The 16333-nt window shown below is 29.7% G+C and carries 17 protein-coding genes and 1 tRNA gene; 15 read left to right on the forward strand and 3 right to left on the reverse strand.

Translation table 11 applies throughout. The features are described 5' to 3' along the window. Positions 1 to 9: 9 nt before the first annotated feature. From ACQPUY_RS16580 to ACQPUY_RS16625, 10 genes are all read left to right on the forward strand, one after another. Positions 10 to 918, forward strand: a complete 909-nt coding sequence (locus tag ACQPUY_RS16580; protein ID WP_430842981.1) for a mechanosensitive ion channel family protein — start codon at positions 10 to 12, stop codon at positions 916 to 918. Between the two features lie 15 nt (positions 919 to 933). Then, complete coding sequence (locus tag ACQPUY_RS16585) at positions 934 to 1119, forward strand: DUF951 domain-containing protein (RefSeq protein WP_430842983.1); 186 nt, start codon at positions 934 to 936, stop codon at positions 1117 to 1119. A 108-nt stretch (positions 1120 to 1227) separates the two neighbouring features. Continuing rightward, the gene (gene rpsF / locus ACQPUY_RS16590; RefSeq protein WP_430842985.1) at positions 1228 to 1515 is read left to right on the forward strand and encodes a 30S ribosomal protein S6; all 288 of its coding nucleotides are present in this window, start codon (positions 1228 to 1230) and stop codon (positions 1513 to 1515) included. Between the two features lie 14 nt (positions 1516 to 1529). Then, positions 1530 to 1988, forward strand: coding sequence for a single-stranded DNA-binding protein (locus tag ACQPUY_RS16595; RefSeq protein WP_430842987.1), 459 nt, complete (start codon positions 1530 to 1532; stop codon positions 1986 to 1988). A gap of 27 nt (positions 1989 to 2015) precedes the next feature. Next, positions 2016 to 2258, forward strand: a complete 243-nt coding sequence (gene rpsR / locus ACQPUY_RS16600; protein ID WP_008676141.1) for a 30S ribosomal protein S18 — start codon at positions 2016 to 2018, stop codon at positions 2256 to 2258. Positions 2259 to 2408: 150 nt separating this feature from the next. Then, positions 2409 to 2726: a MazG-like family protein gene (locus ACQPUY_RS16605; protein ID WP_430842989.1), complete on the forward strand. Its 318-nt coding sequence runs from the start codon at positions 2409 to 2411 to the stop codon at positions 2724 to 2726. 4 nt (positions 2727 to 2730) lie between these two features. Beyond that, the gene (locus tag ACQPUY_RS16610) at positions 2731 to 4698 is read left to right on the forward strand and encodes a DHH family phosphoesterase (protein ID WP_430842991.1); all 1968 of its coding nucleotides are present in this window, start codon (positions 2731 to 2733) and stop codon (positions 4696 to 4698) included. 1 nt (position 4699) lies between these two features. Then, on the forward strand, positions 4700 to 5143 hold the full coding sequence (gene rplI, locus ACQPUY_RS16615; RefSeq protein ID WP_430842993.1) for a 50S ribosomal protein L9: 444 nt from the start codon (positions 4700 to 4702) through the stop codon (positions 5141 to 5143). Between the two features lie 12 nt (positions 5144 to 5155). Next, positions 5156 to 7048 carry a Lon family ATP-dependent protease gene (lonC, locus tag ACQPUY_RS16620; RefSeq protein ID WP_430842995.1) on the forward strand — a complete coding sequence of 631 codons (1893 nt, stop codon included), beginning with the start codon at positions 5156 to 5158 and terminating at the stop codon, positions 7046 to 7048. 98 nt (positions 7049 to 7146) lie between these two features. Further along, entirely contained in the window at positions 7147 to 8484 is a 1338-nt protein-coding gene (locus ACQPUY_RS16625) for a replicative DNA helicase (protein ID WP_430842997.1), read from the forward strand. Positions 8485 to 8532: 48 nt separating this feature from the next. Here the strand turns inward: ACQPUY_RS16625 and ACQPUY_RS16630 are convergent, their stop codons facing one another. Next, positions 8533 to 8826: a hypothetical protein gene (locus ACQPUY_RS16630; RefSeq protein ID WP_430842999.1), complete on the reverse strand. Its 294-nt coding sequence runs from the start codon at positions 8824 to 8826 to the stop codon at positions 8533 to 8535. A gap of 132 nt (positions 8827 to 8958) precedes the next feature. On the opposite strand from ACQPUY_RS16630, the gene proC reads away from it, so the two are divergent. Next, positions 8959 to 9759 carry a pyrroline-5-carboxylate reductase gene (gene proC, locus ACQPUY_RS16635; RefSeq protein WP_430843001.1) on the forward strand — a complete coding sequence of 267 codons (801 nt, stop codon included), beginning with the start codon at positions 8959 to 8961 and terminating at the stop codon, positions 9757 to 9759. Between the two features lie 157 nt (positions 9760 to 9916). On the opposite strand, the gene ACQPUY_RS16640 is transcribed toward proC, so the two are convergent. Then, entirely contained in the window at positions 9917 to 11098 is a 1182-nt protein-coding gene (locus tag ACQPUY_RS16640; protein ID WP_430843003.1) for an NAD(P)-dependent malic enzyme, read from the reverse strand. A gap of 174 nt (positions 11099 to 11272) precedes the next feature. On the opposite strand from ACQPUY_RS16640, the gene ACQPUY_RS16645 reads away from it, so the two are divergent. The 3 genes from ACQPUY_RS16645 (at position 11273) to ACQPUY_RS16655 (ending at position 14593) form a co-directional block, all read left to right on the forward strand. After that, the gene (locus ACQPUY_RS16645) at positions 11273 to 12562 is read left to right on the forward strand and encodes an adenylosuccinate synthase (protein WP_430843005.1); all 1290 of its coding nucleotides are present in this window, start codon (positions 11273 to 11275) and stop codon (positions 12560 to 12562) included. Positions 12563 to 12862: 300 nt separating this feature from the next. Next, complete coding sequence (locus tag ACQPUY_RS16650) at positions 12863 to 13750, forward strand: hypothetical protein (protein ID WP_430843007.1); 888 nt, start codon at positions 12863 to 12865, stop codon at positions 13748 to 13750. Positions 13751 to 13834: 84 nt separating this feature from the next. Next, a complete protein-coding gene (locus ACQPUY_RS16655) occupies positions 13835 to 14593 on the forward strand; it encodes an acyl-[acyl-carrier-protein] thioesterase (RefSeq protein ID WP_430843009.1) in 759 nt (252 codons plus the stop codon). Between the two features lie 76 nt (positions 14594 to 14669). Here the strand turns inward: ACQPUY_RS16655 and ACQPUY_RS16660 are convergent, their stop codons facing one another. Beyond that, positions 14670 to 15920, reverse strand: a complete 1251-nt coding sequence (locus ACQPUY_RS16660; RefSeq protein WP_430843011.1) for an NAD(P)/FAD-dependent oxidoreductase — start codon at positions 15918 to 15920, stop codon at positions 14670 to 14672. Positions 15921 to 16182: 262 nt separating this feature from the next. Here ACQPUY_RS16660 and ACQPUY_RS16665 point away from each other — a divergent pair. Beyond that, positions 16183 to 16257: transfer RNA gene (locus ACQPUY_RS16665), tRNA-Glu, on the forward strand. Positions 16258 to 16333 lie beyond the last annotated feature (76 nt).

Consider the following 16333-nt stretch of genomic DNA (forward strand, 5'->3'; position numbering starts at 1 on the left):
AGAGATATCATGAATAATTATTTGACTTGGGTTACTACTACTAAGGATGAGCTTACTGGAAGGCTTTCTTTAAATGTTGACTGGGATAAGGTTATTGAAAGTTCAATATCTGGAGCAGGATTTGTAATAAGTAAAATTATATCACTAATCATATTAATAGTTATTATGTATTTAATTATAAAAATAGGAGACAAGGTAATAGATAGATTTGTTAATAATCAGGCCAATAGTAAGCGAAGTTTTTCAATGGATAAGCAGAAGGCATTTACAGTTGGAGCTATACTTAAAAGCTCATTAAAATACGCAGTTTATTTTTCAGGTGCTGCTATTATAATTGGGAGCACATTTAAAGTTTCTGCTGGTGTTTTAAGTGCTATAGGGTTCGTAGTTGGTATAGGAGCACAAAGTTTAGTCAAGGATATAATAAACGGATTTTTTATATTATTTGAAGATCAATATGGAGTAGGAGATTATGTAACTATAGGGGCATATAGCGGAATTGTAGAAAATATAGGGATAAGATCTACTGTTTTAAAAGATTTTAGTGGGGACACACATAATTTACCCAATGGATCTGTAACGGAAGTCACAAATCATTCTAGAGGTGATATGAGATTTATAGTCGATGTAGAAATTGCTTATGAAGAAGATATAGATAATGCAATTAATATTATTAAATCTACATGTAAAAAATTTGAAGAAAAAAATAAGGAAGATATTAGAAATGAAATAGAAGTATTAGGAGCAATTTCATTAAATTCTTCTGGAATCACCATAAGAGTAGTTGGAAAAGCAAAACCAATGTCTCAATGGAAGATGGAAAGAGATTTAAGAAAAGACATAAAAGTTGCTTTAGATGAGGCTAATGTTGAAATTCCATATCCAAAGACTCAATTAGTAAATAATAATATTAATTAATTTAGGAGGGCTATAATGATAGAAACTTTTGATTTAGGTGATATAGTAGAAATGAAAAAACAACATCCTTGTGGAAGTAAGGAATTTGAAGTGATAAGATTAGGAGCAGATATAAAGATTAAATGCACAGGCTGTGGAAGAATAATAATGCTTCCTAGAAGTAAATTTCAAAAAGATGCCAAAAAAGTAGTAAATTCGTAAAATTTTTTAATTATATCTTGCAAAGAAAATTAAAAAATGTTAAAATATTTAATTGTAATCCCTGCTGTGTAAAGCACAGCCAAGGTCCGAGGGGAGGAGGTGAAAATGATGAGAAAGTACGAAACTATATTCATACTACACCCATCATTCGACGAAGAAGCTTGTAAAGCTGCAATCGAAAAATTTAAGGGTGTAATAGAAAACGGTGGAGGAACTGTAGAAAATGTTGACGTTTGGGGTAGAAGAAAGCTTGCTTACGAAATCGCAAAAGTTAACGAAGGTTTCTATACATTAATCAACTTCAATGCTGATTCAGAACTACCTAAGGAATTAGACAGAGTATTCAGAATTACTGATGGTGTTATAAGACACATCATCGTTAAACAAGAAGCGTAAGAGGTGATATTGTAATGAATAAAGTAATACTTATTGGAAGACTTACTAGAGATCCAGAGTTAAACTTTGCTGCTGGAAGTGGTACTGCTGTTACTAGATTTAGTTTAGCGGTAACAAGACCTTTCAAGAAGGATGAAACTGATTTTATCAATTGCATAGCTTTTGGTAAAACTGGTGAGACAATAGCACAATATCTTACTAAGGGCAGACAACTAGCTGTTACTGGAAGCATTAGAACTGGTAGTTATGATGCTAAGGATGGAACTAAGAGATATACAACAGATGTAGTTGTAGATTCTTTTGAATTCATTGGATCAGGTAACAATGGTGGTGCTGGAAGAGACCAAGGTTCATATAACAATGGATTTGGTGCTTCTACAGGTTCTGATTATTCAAATTCATCAAATGGTTTTGGTGGAATGAATTTTGAGGAGGACATGACTCCTGTAGATGATGGAGATATGCCTTTCTAATAGTCTATAAAAAAGGAGGGAATTAGCATGAAAGATATGAAGAGATCTGGAAAAATGAGAAGATCTAAGAGAAAAGTTTGTGCTTTTTGCGTAGAAAAAGCTGAAGCAATAGATTACAAAGATATTACTAAGCTAAGAAAGTTCGTAACAGAAAGAGGTAAGATATTACCAAGAAGAATTTCTGGTACTTGCGCTAAGCACCAAAGAGAATTAACAACTGCTATAAAGAGATCAAGAAATATAGCATTATTACCATTTACAACTGAGTAAAATAATTAACCCCTGGCTTGTCAGGGGTTTTTTGTTATACTAATACAAAATAATTTTACAAAATATGTAATTGAGTCTATAAGATGTTGCATTAAAAGTCAAATATATTTAAAATATAGATACAAGGGTATTAGTATAGGGGTGAGCAGGGTGAAGAGAGATGATTTAAATATAATGGCCAATATAAAAATGATAGAAAAGCTAAAAGCAAACCTTTTATGTATAATAGGAGAGTTCTATCATTTATTAACTAAGGGAAGTAATGTAGCTCAAGATGCAATTTTAAACTGTATATCAGGAGCTATAATTATTTTATATGTATTAGCCCAAAAACTTGGATATTCATGTAAAGATGTAGATGATGATATGAAGAAAAATCTACAAGTAGGAATTGCAGAGGGCCATGAATATGAAAGCGATGGAAGGAGTTTAAGTAAACTTCAATTACATTTAAAGGAGCACCATTAAGCTTATGGAATGGAAAAAATTATTTGAAAAAGGGATTGAAATAATTAGACCGATAATTACACCAATTATGTTTATAGGAGCTTGCATAGGATTTTACTATATAAAAAGCACTCTTTTAGGAACTTTACTATTAATTATATTTATAGCCTTTACTGTTAGTGAATATAGAAATGATGAAAAAGAAGAGGATAATATTGAGAGAGTAAGAGAAATAATAAATAAAGATATTGATGATAATATTCTAAATTTAATATTTCCAGTTGCTTTAATAAGAGAATCAGGCGAAATTATTTGGAACAATAAAGAGTTTCAAAAGTTTACTCCAGATGAAGATTCCTTAGGATTAAATGTAGTTAGCATTGCAAGAGGATTAAATCTTTCTAGACTATTAACTTGCGATAGGGATTTACATCAAAAAATTAAAATATTAGATTCCTTCTATAAAGTGTATGCAAGTAGAATTGAAAATAGCAATTTAGATGAAAATTTATATGTAGTTTATTTTAATGATATAAGCAATAATAAAAATATAGAAAATACTAAAGAAAGTATTATGCTTATAGAAGTAGATAATTTATCAGAAGTATTAGAAACTACCATGGAAAGTGACAGACCTATGTTAGTGGCAGAAGTTGAAAAAACAATAAATGCATATGCTCAAAGACTTAAGGCTATGATAACAAAGTATGAGTCTAATAAATATGTTTTATCAGTACAAGATAAATATATTGATGAAGAAATAAACAATAAGTTTTCAATTTTAGATGAGGTTTCCGAAATAGATAGAGGAAATAAATTTGAGGTAACATTAAGTATAGGTGTAGGCAGGGGAGGTACATGTCCTTTAGAAAATAGTAACTTTGCAACAACAGCTAAAGAATTAGCTTTAGGTAGAGGTGGAGATCAAGTTGCTATTAAAAATAATGAAAAAATTAAGTTTTTTGGAGGCAATACCAGAGAAATAGAAAAAAGAACAAGAGTTAGAGCTAGAGTTATTTCTCATGCTTTGAAAGAATTAATATATGAAAGTAGTAATGTATTTATTATTGGACATAAGAATCCGGATATGGATTGCTTTGGATCGTCTTTAGGATTGTCTTCAGTAGTTAGACAATTAGGGAAGCCATGCAACATAATATTAGGAAATGAAACTGCTGCTATAGATTATTTTTTAAAAAAATTAAAAATAGATTCTAGGTATGATAATCTTTTTGTATCAGTTGAAGAGGCATATGATCAAATTAATGAAAAAACATTACTTATAATAGTGGATGTTCATAATACAGGATATATATTAGATAAGAGAATAATTGAAAAAGCTCAAAGAAAGATAATTATAGATCATCATAGAAGAAGTCCAGATATAGTTGAAGGGGCAATATTAAATTATATAGAAGTATACGCTTCATCAACATCAGAGATGGTTACAGAAGTTATTCAATATATGGTTCAAAAACCGAATCTAACAAAAATTGAAGCAGAAGGATTACTAGCAGGTATATTTATGGATACTAAAGGATTTTCATTTAAAACTGGAGTAAGAACCTTTGATGCAGCTTCATTCTTAAGAGCTATAGGAGCAGATACTATAGAAGTTAAAAAGATGTTTATGGATAATTTACAAGATTTTTTAATTATAGCTGAGACTATAAAATCAGCAGAAGTAAAAAACGGCTTAGCTATAGCAATTGCGCCAAAGGGTTTAAAAAAATCATTTATGGCAGCTAGAGCAGCAGATGAATTATTAAATATATCAGGAATTAACGTATGCTTTGTATTAATAAAAATAGGCGATGATGTAGTGATTAGTGGTAGATCAATTGGAGATACTAATGTTCAAGTAATTCTTGAAGAATTAGGAGGCGGAGGTCATATGAATATGGCTGGAGCACAATTGAAAAATACTTCATTAAATGAAGCTAAAGAAATACTTAAAAAATCAATAGAAAAACAGTTGAAGGTTGGTGAATAACATGAAGGTAATATTATTACAAGATGTTAAAAAATTAGGTAAAAAAGGTGATGTTATAGAAGCATCAGATGGATATGCAAGAAACTATTTATTTCCTAGGAAATTAGCAGAAGAAGCAACTAGTGCAAATATGCATGTATTAAATGCTAAAAAGGAAAATGAAAGAAAGAAAAAATTAGCAGAAATTGAAGCTGCTCAAAAATTAGCTTCAGAATTAAAAGGAAAAGAAGTTAAGATTGAAGCTAAAGGAAATAATGGAAGACTATTTGGTGCTATAACTAGTAAAGATGTAGCAGAGTTAATAAATAAAGAATTTAAGTTATCAATAGATAAAAAGAAAATTGTTATGGATACAATAAAGGTTACAGGCAGTTATGATATAGAAATTAAAATATATCCAGAGGTGTCTACTAAGATGAAAGTAACCATTGTAGAGCAATCATAAGGAGGACTAAGTTTGAAGACTTACGACGAAACAAATATAGAGGGTTTATTAGATAGTGAGTTATCTTTAGATGCACAAGTAAATGTAATAAATCAAATATTAAATAATGTATTAGATGAGGGAGCAGTAAGAGCTAGAACAGTAAGATTTAAGCTACAAAAATATATAGGCTCACCTAATATATGTGAAAGGATATATGCTTTAAATGTAATTGCTTCAGATGGAAAGGGTATTAAGACAGTTCCGAATGAAGAGGAATTACGTGGTGTGTTAGAGGATACAATTTATTATATATCAGAAAATATAGCAAGAAAATATGTTCAAAATAAAGTAGAAACACAAGTTGAAAAGGCTCTTCAAGAAAGACAAGATAAATTTATGGATGATATAAAATTATCTATAATTAAAAAGCAGAAGGGGCCTGAAAGCTCGAAGACTACTAAAAAGTTAGAAAAATTAGAAGAATTAGATGCTAAGAAAATAAATAAGAATGTTATGAGTCTTTTAAGACCAGAAACTTTTGATGAAATAATAGGTCAAGAAAGAGCTATAAAATCTTTAATTTCAAAAATGTCATCACCATATCCACAACATATAATTTTATATGGACCTCCTGGAATAGGTAAGACATCAGCAGCAAGACTTGCATTAGAAGAGGCTAAGAAGTTAAACTTTACTCCTTTTGATGATGATTCAAAGTTTGTTGAAGTTGATGGAACTACATTAAGATGGGACCCAAGAGAAATTACAAATCCATTATTAGGATCTGTACATGATCCGATTTATCAAGGAAGTAAAAAGGATTTAGCAGAGGTTGGAGTACCAGAGCCAAAGACAGGACTTGTAACAGAAGCTCATGGTGGAGTTTTATTCATAGATGAAATTGGAGAGTTAGATGAAATTCTTCAAAATAAGTTATTGAAAGTTTTAGAAGATAAGAGAGTTGAGTACTCATCTTCATATTATGATCCAGATGATGAAAATACTCCAGAATATGTAAAGTATCTTTTTGAAAAGGGTGCTCCAGCAGACTTTGTTTTAATTGGAGCAACTACTAGAGAACCAGGAAGAATAAATCCTGCATTAAGATCTAGATGTACTGAGGTTTATTTTGAACCTTTATCAGCAACAGATATAATTGGAATAATAGAAAATGCGTCTAAGAAGCTAGATGTAACTTTAGAAGATGGGGTTGCTGAATTTATTAGTAGATATACTATTGAAGGTAGAAAGGCTGTAAATATATTAGCTGATGCCTATGGTTACTCTTTATATAATGCTAAAAAAGAGGAAAATAACATAATAACTTTAAAAGATGTTGAAGAAGTTATTTCTATTGGAAGATATGTTCCTTATGAAACAATTGATGAAGTGGAAAGCTATGAAGTAGGTCATACTTATGGTTTAGGAGTAAGTGGATTCTTAGGATCAACTTTAGAAATAGAGGCCGTAGCCTTTGAATCTAAAAAGCCAGGAATGGGTATTATTAAGTTTAATGATACAGCAGGCTCTATGGCAAAAGACTCTGTATTTAATGCAGCTTCAGTTATTAGAAAACTTACAGATAAAGATATAAAGGATTATGATATTCATGTAAATGTCGTTGGTGGTGGAAGAATTGATGGACCATCAGCTGGAGCAGCTATTACTATTGCTATAGTAAGTGCCCTACTTGAAAAGCCTATAAGACAGGATGTAGCTATAACTGGTGAAATATCATTAAGAGGTAATATTAAGCCTGTAGGTGGAATTTTCGAAAAGATTTATGGAGCAAGAAGAAAAGGTATTAAACTTGTAGTTGTTCCTAAGGCAAATGAAAAAGAGGTTCCATCTGATTTAAATGATATAGAAGTTAAATCTATAAGTAGAATTGAAGAATTAATGGATATAGTATTTGAAAAATAATTAAAATTAAGCTTCCTTATTTGGAAGCTTAATTTTGTTCTATACAATAAAAATTTTTGATATAATGTATTTATTATGGAAAGGAAGGAGGTTACAAATTGGATACACCAATAATGAGAAGCTTACCTCAAAGTTTAGAAGCTGAACAATCTGTTATTGGAGCTATGATAATAGATAAAAGTGCAATAGCCAAAGCTTTAGAAAAATTAAATGATGAAGATTTTTATAGAGATGGTCATAAGGTTATATTTAAGGCTATTAGAGAGATGTTTTCTAAAGATATGGCTGTTGACCTTGTAACCTTGTTAGAATACTTAAAATCAACAGATATGTTAGAAAAGGCTGGTGGAGTTACTTATATATCAGAAGTAAGCTCATCAGTTATTACAACCGCTAACTTAGAGGCATATATTAAAATAGTAGAAGAAAAATCAACTTTAAGAAAGTTAATTAAATCAGCAACTAATATTATAGAAGAAAGTTATAATAAGCAAGATAAAGTAGAAGAAGTATTAGACTTAGCCCAAAAGAAGATTTTTGATTTGGCAGAAAAACAAGGATCTAATGACTATGAACCTTTAGCAAATGTATTAGAAAGAGGATTCTTAGAAATTGAAAGATTATTTAATAACAAAGGATCTATTACTGGAGTTGGTTCAGGTATAAGGGATTTAGATGCAAAAACATCAGGATTCCAAAAGGGCGATATGGTACTTATTGCTGCAAGACCCTCTATGGGAAAAACAACTTTCTCACTTAATATTGCAGAGCATGCAGCTTTAAGAGAGGGAAAAAGTGTAGTTATATTTTCTCTGGAAATGTCAAAGGAACAGCTAGCATATAAATTACTTTGTTCAGAAGCTAATGTAGATATGTTAAAACTTAGAACTGGTAACTTAGACGACGATGATTGGGAGAGAATAGCAAGAGCTACAGGACCTTTATCTAAGGCTAGAATATACATAGATGATACTGCAGGTCTTAGTGTTATGGAAATGAGATCTAAATGTAGAAAAATTAAAATGGAGCATGGCATAGATATGATACTTATTGACTACCTCCAATTAATGAGTGGTAGTTCAGGTAGTGAGAGTAGACAACAAGAAGTATCTGAAATATCTAGATCTATAAAGGCTTTAGCTAAGGAAATGGAATGTCCAGTTATAGCTTTATCACAGCTATCCCGTGCCCCTGAACAAAGAGCAGATCATAGACCGATGCTTTCAGACTTAAGAGAATCTGGTTCTATTGAGCAGGATGCTGACGTTGTTATGTTCTTATATAGAGATGAATATTATAACAAAGAAACAGAAGATAAAAATATAGGTGAATGCATAATAGCAAAACAAAGAAATGGTCCAGTTGGAACAGTTAAAATGGCTTGGATTGGAGCTCATAGTAAATTTGCTAATTTAGAGCTAGTTTATAAAGAATAGATAATAGGGTGCTGTATCAATTAAAATTTATTGATACAGCCTATTCTTTTAATTTTTAGGAATTTTTAAATAAATTAAATTAGCTTGTACTGAATTTTGTATTTTATCTATATTTATTTTATTTAAGTATAAGATTTTTTTAAAATTTACTAAATCATTATACTTATTCTTTAAGGAGAGGTTTAATATAAGAAAGTTATTTATGTATTTTAATATAATCTCATCTTTGGTAAGGTCTCGAAGAAAAATATATATGTCGTAAAAACTATCTCTATCTATTACTTTAATAATGGGCTTTGTATTTTGATTAAAAGAGTTAATTTTTATTAAATCATTTTTCATAACTATCCCTCCTTATATAAATAGTTTGTAACATAATGATAAAGCTATCCTATGAGTATAATGGTGAAGTTTATAAATTATAAAAAAATAAGAAATTTATTTACAATAAATATTTTTAAGGAAGTGAAGGCAATGAATAAAAAAATAGGATTTATAGGATGCGGAAATATGGGAAAAGCTATTCTTGGAGGAATTTTAAATTCAAAAAAAATAGCCAAAGAAGATATTTTAGTATCAACTAGAAGTGAAAAATCTAAAAATGATATTGAAAAGGAATTTGGAGTAAAAGTTACATTAGATAATAAAGAAGTTGCAAAGAATTCAAATATATTATTTTTAGCAATAAAACCAAATATATTTAAGAATGTATTATTAGATATAAAGGAAGAAATAAGCAAAGAAACTATAATTATTTCAATAGCAGCTGGAATATCAATGAGTGATATGGAAGAATGGCTTGAGAATGATTATAAGATAATTAGAACTATGCCGAATACTCCAGCTTTAGTAGGAGAGGCAATATCTGCTATTTGTCCAAATAAAAATATAAAAGAAGAGGAATTAGAATATATTTGTAATATATTTAATATGTTTGGTAAGTGTGAAATATTAGAAGAAAAATATTTTCATGGATTTATTGCATTATGTGGATCTTCACCAGCATATGTATTCATGTTTATAGAAGCTATGGCAGATGCAGCCGTTAAGCTTGGACTTCCAAGGAATAAGGCATATAAGATGGCTGAACAAGCTATATTAGGATCAGCAAAGCTTGCATTAGAAACTGGAAAGCATCCTGGAGAATTAAAGGATATGGTTTGTTCACCGGCAGGTACAACAATAGAAGCAGTAACAGAGCTTGAAAATGGTGGTTTTAGAAGTACAATAATTAAAGCCTTAGAAAAATGTGCTGAAAAGTCTCAAAGAATGTAAATTTAATAAATAATAGAATGCCTATTTCGTTAATCACTTCCATTAGCATTCTATTATTTTTTATAAAAAGTAAATGAAATAATACCACATACTTAGGTATTATATAAATAAGTTCTGTGTTAATTAATTTAAATTAGTTAGAAGCTAATACTATTGGCTATTTATTATAAAGTTTAGATACACCGGTTTTTATAGCAGCTTCCTTAACTGCATCTGCAACTGCCTTTTGAACACTAAGATCAAAGGCTTTAGGTAGTATAAAATCATAATCTAAATCTTCATGTTTAACTGAGTTAGCAATGGCATAAGCAGCAGAAATTTTCATTTCCTCATTAATTTCAGTTGCTCTTACATCTAAAGCACCTCTAAATATTCCTGGGAAGGCTAATACGTTATTAACTTGGTTTGGAAAATCTGATCTTCCTGTTCCAATAACTTTTATTCCTGCCTCTTTTGCTATTTCAGGGAATATTTCAGGAGTTGGATTTGCCATAGCAAAAATTATAGCATCTTTATTCATAGTAAGAGCCATTTCTTTGCTTACTAAATTAGGAGCAGATACGCCTATAAATACATCTGCATTAATTAGGGAATCTTTTAAGCCTCCTTTAATATTATCTTTATTAGTTATTAAAGATAATTCTTTCATAGAATCATTTAAAGAATCCATATCTCTATTAATAATTCCTGTTTTGTCACAAACAATTATATCTCTAGCACCAAAGGATATAAGTAATTTACAAATTGCAGTACCAGCAGAACCAGCACCGTTTATAACTATTTTTATATTTTCAATTTCTTTTTTTACAAGCTTTAGTGCATTTATTAGTCCAGCTAAAACTACTATAGCAGTACCATGTTGATCATCATGGAAAACTGGAATATCTAATTTTTCTTTTAATTTTTTTTCTATTTCAAAACATCTAGGAGCAGATATATCTTCAAGGTTAATTCCACCTAAGGAAGGTGAGATTCTAACTATAGTATCAACTATTTCATCAACATTTTTAGTGCCTAAAACTAAAGGGAATGCATCTACATTAGCAAATTCCTTAAATAATATTGATTTACCTTCCATAACAGGAATAGATGCTAATGGACCAATATCGCCTAAACCTAAAACTGCTGTACCATCAGATATAACTGCTACAGTATTCCATTTTCTTGTATATGTATAAGCTAAATCAGGGTTTTTATATATTTCTCTACAAGGTTCAGCAACTCCAGGGGTATAGGCTAAGCTTAAATCTCTTGAGCTAGTTATTTTACAATTAGATTTAATTTGATACTTACCTTTTAACTCTTCATGATATTTTAGAGACTCTTCGTAAATATTCATATATAAACTCCTTCTATAAATTATTTATATACTAATTATACGAATTATTTATATATAATGCAAAAAAATATTCGCAAAAGAAGTTGAAAGTTTTTTTTTACTTTGTTAATATGTACTTGTAAATTAATTTTATTAAAAGGGGCTAATTAAGTCCTTATACAAGGAGGCAATTTAATGTCAGCATTTGTTGTTTTAGGAGCTCAATGGGGCGATGAAGGAAAAGGAAAGATGACAGATTATCTTGCAGAAGAAGCAGAGGTAATAGTTAGATTCCAAGGAGGTAATAATGCAGGTCATACTGTTGAAGTAGGTGACAAGCAATATAAACTTCACTTAATCCCATCAGGAATACTATATGATAATAAATTAAATATCATTGGTAATGGAGTAGTTGTTGATCCAAAAGCTTTATTTACAGAAATAGATTATTTAGAAGAAGAGGGTGTTAAAGTTACACCAAATAAACTTATAGTAAGTGATAGAGCTCACGTTATAATGCCTTATCATAAAATCTTAGATAAGTTAAAAGAAAAATCAAGAGGAAAGAATGACATAGGAACAACTGGAAAAGGAATAGGACCTTGTTATACAGATAAATTTGAAAGATGTGGAATTAGAATTTGCGATCTTATAGATGAAGAAATATTTAAAGAAAAATTAAAAGAAAATATAGAAGCAAAAAACAAATATATAGTTAATGTTCTAGGTGGAGAAGAGCTAAACTATGATGAAATTCTTAAAGAGTACCTAGAATTAGCTGAAAGATTAAGACCGTATGTTCAAGATACATCTGTCAGACTATATGATGAGATAAAGGAAGATAAAACTGTACTATTTGAAGGGGCACAAGGAATGCTTCTTGATATAGATTATGGTACTTATCCATATGTAACTTCATCTAATACTACTGCTTGTGGAGTTGCTAGTGGTTCAGGAATTGGGCCAACAATGATTACTAATGCAGTAGGTATAGCAAAAGCTTACACTACAAGAGTTGGTAAAGGACCTTTCCCAACAGAGTTAGATAATGAAATAGGTGAATGGATAAGAGAAAATGGTCATGAATATGGAGTAACTACTGGTAGATCAAGAAGATGCGGATGGCTTGATGCTGTTATATTAAAAACAACAGTTAGAGTTTCTGGATTAACATCTTTATGTGTTACTAAAATAGATACTTTAGCAGGCCTTGATAAATTAAAAATTTGTGTAGGATATAAATTCGATGGAAAAGTTATAGATTACTTCCCAGCAAGTCTAAGAGATTTAGAAAAATGCGAACCTGTATATGAAGAATTTGAAGGATGGGGAGAAGAAGTAGCAGAAGCTAGAAGCTATGATGAACTACCTGAAAATGCAAAAAAATATTTAGCAAGAATTGAAGAACTTACAGGAACTAAAATTTCTATTGTAGGTGTTGGTCCAAAAAGAGATCAAACTATTAGAGTAACAAAAGAACTTTAAATAGAATAATATTAACATAATATAGGGGCTGTCGAAAGACAGTCTCTTTTTTATTCTTTAGGAAATTATAAAAGGTTACCCTGCGAATAACCTTTTATAATTTCCTTCCATCAGCTCTGAAGTGCTTCTATTAATTTTGCGATGACTTGGAGCTCGCGACGGAATAAGCAAAATTATATAGAAGTACTTTTTTTATATGTATCATTTTGGTAAAAATATTTAAAAATAATAATAAAATAGTAAATAATTATGATAAAATAATATATATATATAGTAATAGAATGTTTTAGGGGGGCTTTTATGGAAAAAAGGAATGGTCAATTAGTAATAACGGAAATTTTGTCTAGGGCATTTAATATATGCAAAGATAATGTTTTGGAAATTCTAAAAGCTATAGGAATATTTATGGTTCCGTCGTTTATATTAACAATGGTAATGAGCTTTACGTTTATTACTGCAGTATTTTTTAGTGTATCATCTATTTATTCATATCCTTATTATGATAATAGTTTTTCAGTTATAGGAGCAGGAACTATATTAATACTAATAATAGTAGGAATAATTACAGGAATTTTATCTTTATTTGGTACATTTGTAATAACTAAGATTTTAGATGATGCTAATAAGGGTAATGAAGTAAGTTGGAGGAGTGCTACAAAATATATTTGGGAAAAGAAATGGAGTGCTTTAGGGTTAAGTATATTAGTTGCGTTAATGATGATCATAGCAATGACAGTTCTATTTATTTTAACGTTATTATTTTCTTTATTAACTTTAGGAATAGGAACTATAATAGCAGTTCCTTTAGCAATTGCAGTAATAGTGGTTATAATACCATTATGTTCTTTGTTTAATTCAAGTTTTGTAGTAAATGATTTAGGCACAATGGATGCAATTAGAGAAACTTTCCTTTTATTTAGAAAGGGATATTTCTGGTCGACAGTAGGAAGATTGGCAGCCATTTCAGGTATTGCAATACTATTAGGTATATGTTTAGTAATACTTGAGTTTATACCTATTTTGGGTGTTATACTATCAGTGATATTTCCAGTAGTTATTAGTATATATGTGGTAGCTTATTTAAATATATTTGTTCTAGATAGAACTAAGCCACAAATTGATAATTTCCTAGGTAATTCTGGAGAAGATAATAATCAAGATGATGGATTTATAGACCCAATAGTTTAAAGTACAATATTAAATAATTTGCATTTAAATATTAAAACTCTGTATTTTTACAGAGTTTTAATATTAATTTTTAGGAGGTATATTATGGGGAAGGCTTATGAAAAAGAATACGAATTACATTACTACGACGTGGATAGAAACTTAAGAGGAAATATGTCAACTATAATTAATATTCTATCTGACATTGGAACAAAGCAATCTGAGGAATTAGGATCAGGTATGGAGAGTCTTATTGAAAATAATATGACTTGGGTATTTTATAATTATCATGTAAAGATATTTAGGAATCCAACCTATGGTGAGAAATTGAGGGTTAAGACTGAGGCAGTTGGATTTAAAAAATTTTATGCTTTAAGAAATTATGAAATTAAAGATAGTAATGGAAATGTTATAGTCATTGCAAATGCAATATTTTTATTAATAAATATAGAAAAGAGAAGGATGATGAGAATTCCTAAGGATCAATATGAGGTATATGGTGTTGATGGAGATATACAAGAAGACTTTAAGATTCCAAAGCTTGAAGCCATTACTGATTATAAATATGAAGATACATTCAAGGTTAGGTATTCAGATATAGACTCTAATAAACATGTAAATAATACAAAATATATTGATTGGGCTATTGAAACTTTACCAGAAGAAATAGTTAATAATTATACATTAGATGAAATTAAGGTTACATTTGAAAAAGAATGTAAATATGGAGAAACTGTTAGAGTGATTACAGATATTAGAGAAGAGGAAGGGGATTCTTTAGTAACTATACATAAGATAGAAACTTTAGATAATAGAGAATTAACTAGATTAATAGGATGTTGGAAGAAAGATATCAATAATTAGAAGATGAAAAATAAATTAATAAATTGAGGAAGCAATTCGTAAAGGTGAATTGCTTCCTCAATTACTTTTTATATATTTAATTATTACTAGTTGCAATGTTTTTAGCTACAAAGTGGCCCGAACTCCATGCCCATTGAAGATTAAAACCACCACAATCACCGTCGACATCTAAAATTTCTCCACAGAAATATAAGTTTTTTACTATCTTCGATTCTAGAGTGGATGAACTAATTTCTTTAGTATTTATGCCACCAATGGTAACTTGAGCTTGATTAAATCCATTAGTATCTACACATTTAAACTTCCAAGATTTTAATATATTTATTATATCTCTTTTATGATGCCATTCTAATTCATAACAGGGCATATGTAAATTTGGAATATTTGCTGCTTTCAATACTGTAGGAATAAGTTTTTTATTAATAACCCCAATAAGAGAATCTATAACTGCTCTATGTGAAAACATAGCAAAATGTCCTTCAAGGAAGTTTTGTACATCTTCAATATCTTCATTAGGTAACATATCAACAACTACTTCTACATTTTTATTATTTAGTAAAGCCTTTGAGGCATAACCTGAAATTTGAAGTATAGGAGGTCCTGATATTCCATAGTCAGTAAATAAAATTTCTCCAAATTCTTTTCTTGTAGCATCTCCATTTACTAATAAAGTTGCATATCCATCAAACTTTACTCCAGAAATAGATTTAAGATAAGGATTATCTAATTTTAATTGAACTATTCCAGGAATAGTTTTAATTATTGTATGACCTAAAGATTTTGCTAAGTTATATCCAGATCCATCAGATCCAGTTTTAACAGCAGATTTTCCTCCACAGGCTAAAATTAGTTTGTTACATGTGAATAATTTTTTATCATCGTTACTTGTGGATAATTTAAAAATTTTTCCCTTGTGGATATCTTTTACTTTACAATCTGTGTATAAAGGAATCCCTCTATCATCAATAGCCATTTTTAATATATCTACTACTGAAGAAGCTTGAAGAGATTTTGGATACATTTTACCGTTTTTTAGCTCTACAATAGGAAGTCCCAGAGATAAAAAGAAGTTTTCAGTATCTTCAACTCCAAAATTAGATAAAGCCTTTGAAAAAAATCCTGTATTTTCACTATGATATGAGAGAAAAGGAAATGAAATAGTTCTATTAGAAATATTACATCTACCATTTCCAGTAGTTAAAATCTTTTTACCTATTCTATCAGTACCCTCTATTATGGCAACATCTAAACCAAAATCCTTTGCGTTAATTGCAGCAAATAATCCAGATGCTCCACCACCTACTATAATTAAATCATGATGTATCATAATAAAACTCCTTAAAAAATTAATATAATAAATTTATAGTAAAATATGATATAATAAGATTATAATATATTTCTAATAAATATAAGAAGTTTAATTTAGTCTAAAACCAATATTTTTCTAGGTTTTATAAGGTTTTTTAAGCAGTAATAAAAAAAATAAAAAAAAGTTATAAAAAAGTGTTGACACTATATTAAAATTTATGTATTATAGTTAATGTGCTCGCCGGGAGAAAGGCAAGCGCAAGAGTGATAAAAAAAGATATGGCTCCTTGGTCAAGCGGTTAAGACACCACCCTTTCACGGTGGTAACAGGGGTTCGATTCCCCTAGGAGTCACCAAATATGGAAGCATAGCTCAGCTGGGAGAGCATCTGCCTTACAAGCAGAGGGTCACAGGTTCGATCCCTGTTGTTTC

It is taken from the genome of Clostridium nigeriense, from assembly GCF_050585245.1.
GTDB lineage: Bacteria > Bacillota > Clostridia > Clostridiales > Clostridiaceae > Clostridium > Clostridium nigeriense_A.

Excerpts from the sequence above, each read along its gene's own strand:
- rpsF (WP_430842985.1), top strand. The coding sequence starts at position 1,228 with ATGAGAAAGTACGAAACTATATTCATACTACACCCATCATTCGACGAA.
- ACQPUY_RS16655 (WP_430843009.1), top strand. The coding sequence starts at position 13,835 with ATGGGGAAGGCTTATGAAAAAGAATACGAATTACATTACTACGACGTG.
- ACQPUY_RS16585 (WP_430842983.1), top strand. The coding sequence starts at position 934 with ATGATAGAAACTTTTGATTTAGGTGATATAGTAGAAATGAAAAAACAA.
- rplI (WP_430842993.1), top strand. The coding sequence starts at position 4,700 with ATGAAGGTAATATTATTACAAGATGTTAAAAAATTAGGTAAAAAAGGT.
- ACQPUY_RS16630 (WP_430842999.1), bottom strand. The coding sequence starts at position 8,826 with ATGAAAAATGATTTAATAAAAATTAACTCTTTTAATCAAAATACAAAG.
- ACQPUY_RS16660 (WP_430843011.1), bottom strand. The coding sequence starts at position 15,920 with ATGATACATCATGATTTAATTATAGTAGGTGGTGGAGCATCTGGATTA.
- ACQPUY_RS16645 (WP_430843005.1), top strand. The coding sequence starts at position 11,273 with ATGTCAGCATTTGTTGTTTTAGGAGCTCAATGGGGCGATGAAGGAAAA.
- ACQPUY_RS16640 (WP_430843003.1), bottom strand. The coding sequence starts at position 11,098 with ATGAATATTTACGAAGAGTCTCTAAAATATCATGAAGAGTTAAAAGGT.
- rpsR (WP_008676141.1), top strand. The coding sequence starts at position 2,016 with ATGAAAGATATGAAGAGATCTGGAAAAATGAGAAGATCTAAGAGAAAA.
- ACQPUY_RS16595 (WP_430842987.1), top strand. The coding sequence starts at position 1,530 with ATGAATAAAGTAATACTTATTGGAAGACTTACTAGAGATCCAGAGTTA.
- ACQPUY_RS16580 (WP_430842981.1), top strand. The coding sequence starts at position 10 with ATGAATAATTATTTGACTTGGGTTACTACTACTAAGGATGAGCTTACT.
- proC (WP_430843001.1), top strand. The coding sequence starts at position 8,959 with ATGAATAAAAAAATAGGATTTATAGGATGCGGAAATATGGGAAAAGCT.
- ACQPUY_RS16650 (WP_430843007.1), top strand. The coding sequence starts at position 12,863 with ATGGAAAAAAGGAATGGTCAATTAGTAATAACGGAAATTTTGTCTAGG.
- ACQPUY_RS16610 (WP_430842991.1), top strand. The coding sequence starts at position 2,731 with ATGGAATGGAAAAAATTATTTGAAAAAGGGATTGAAATAATTAGACCG.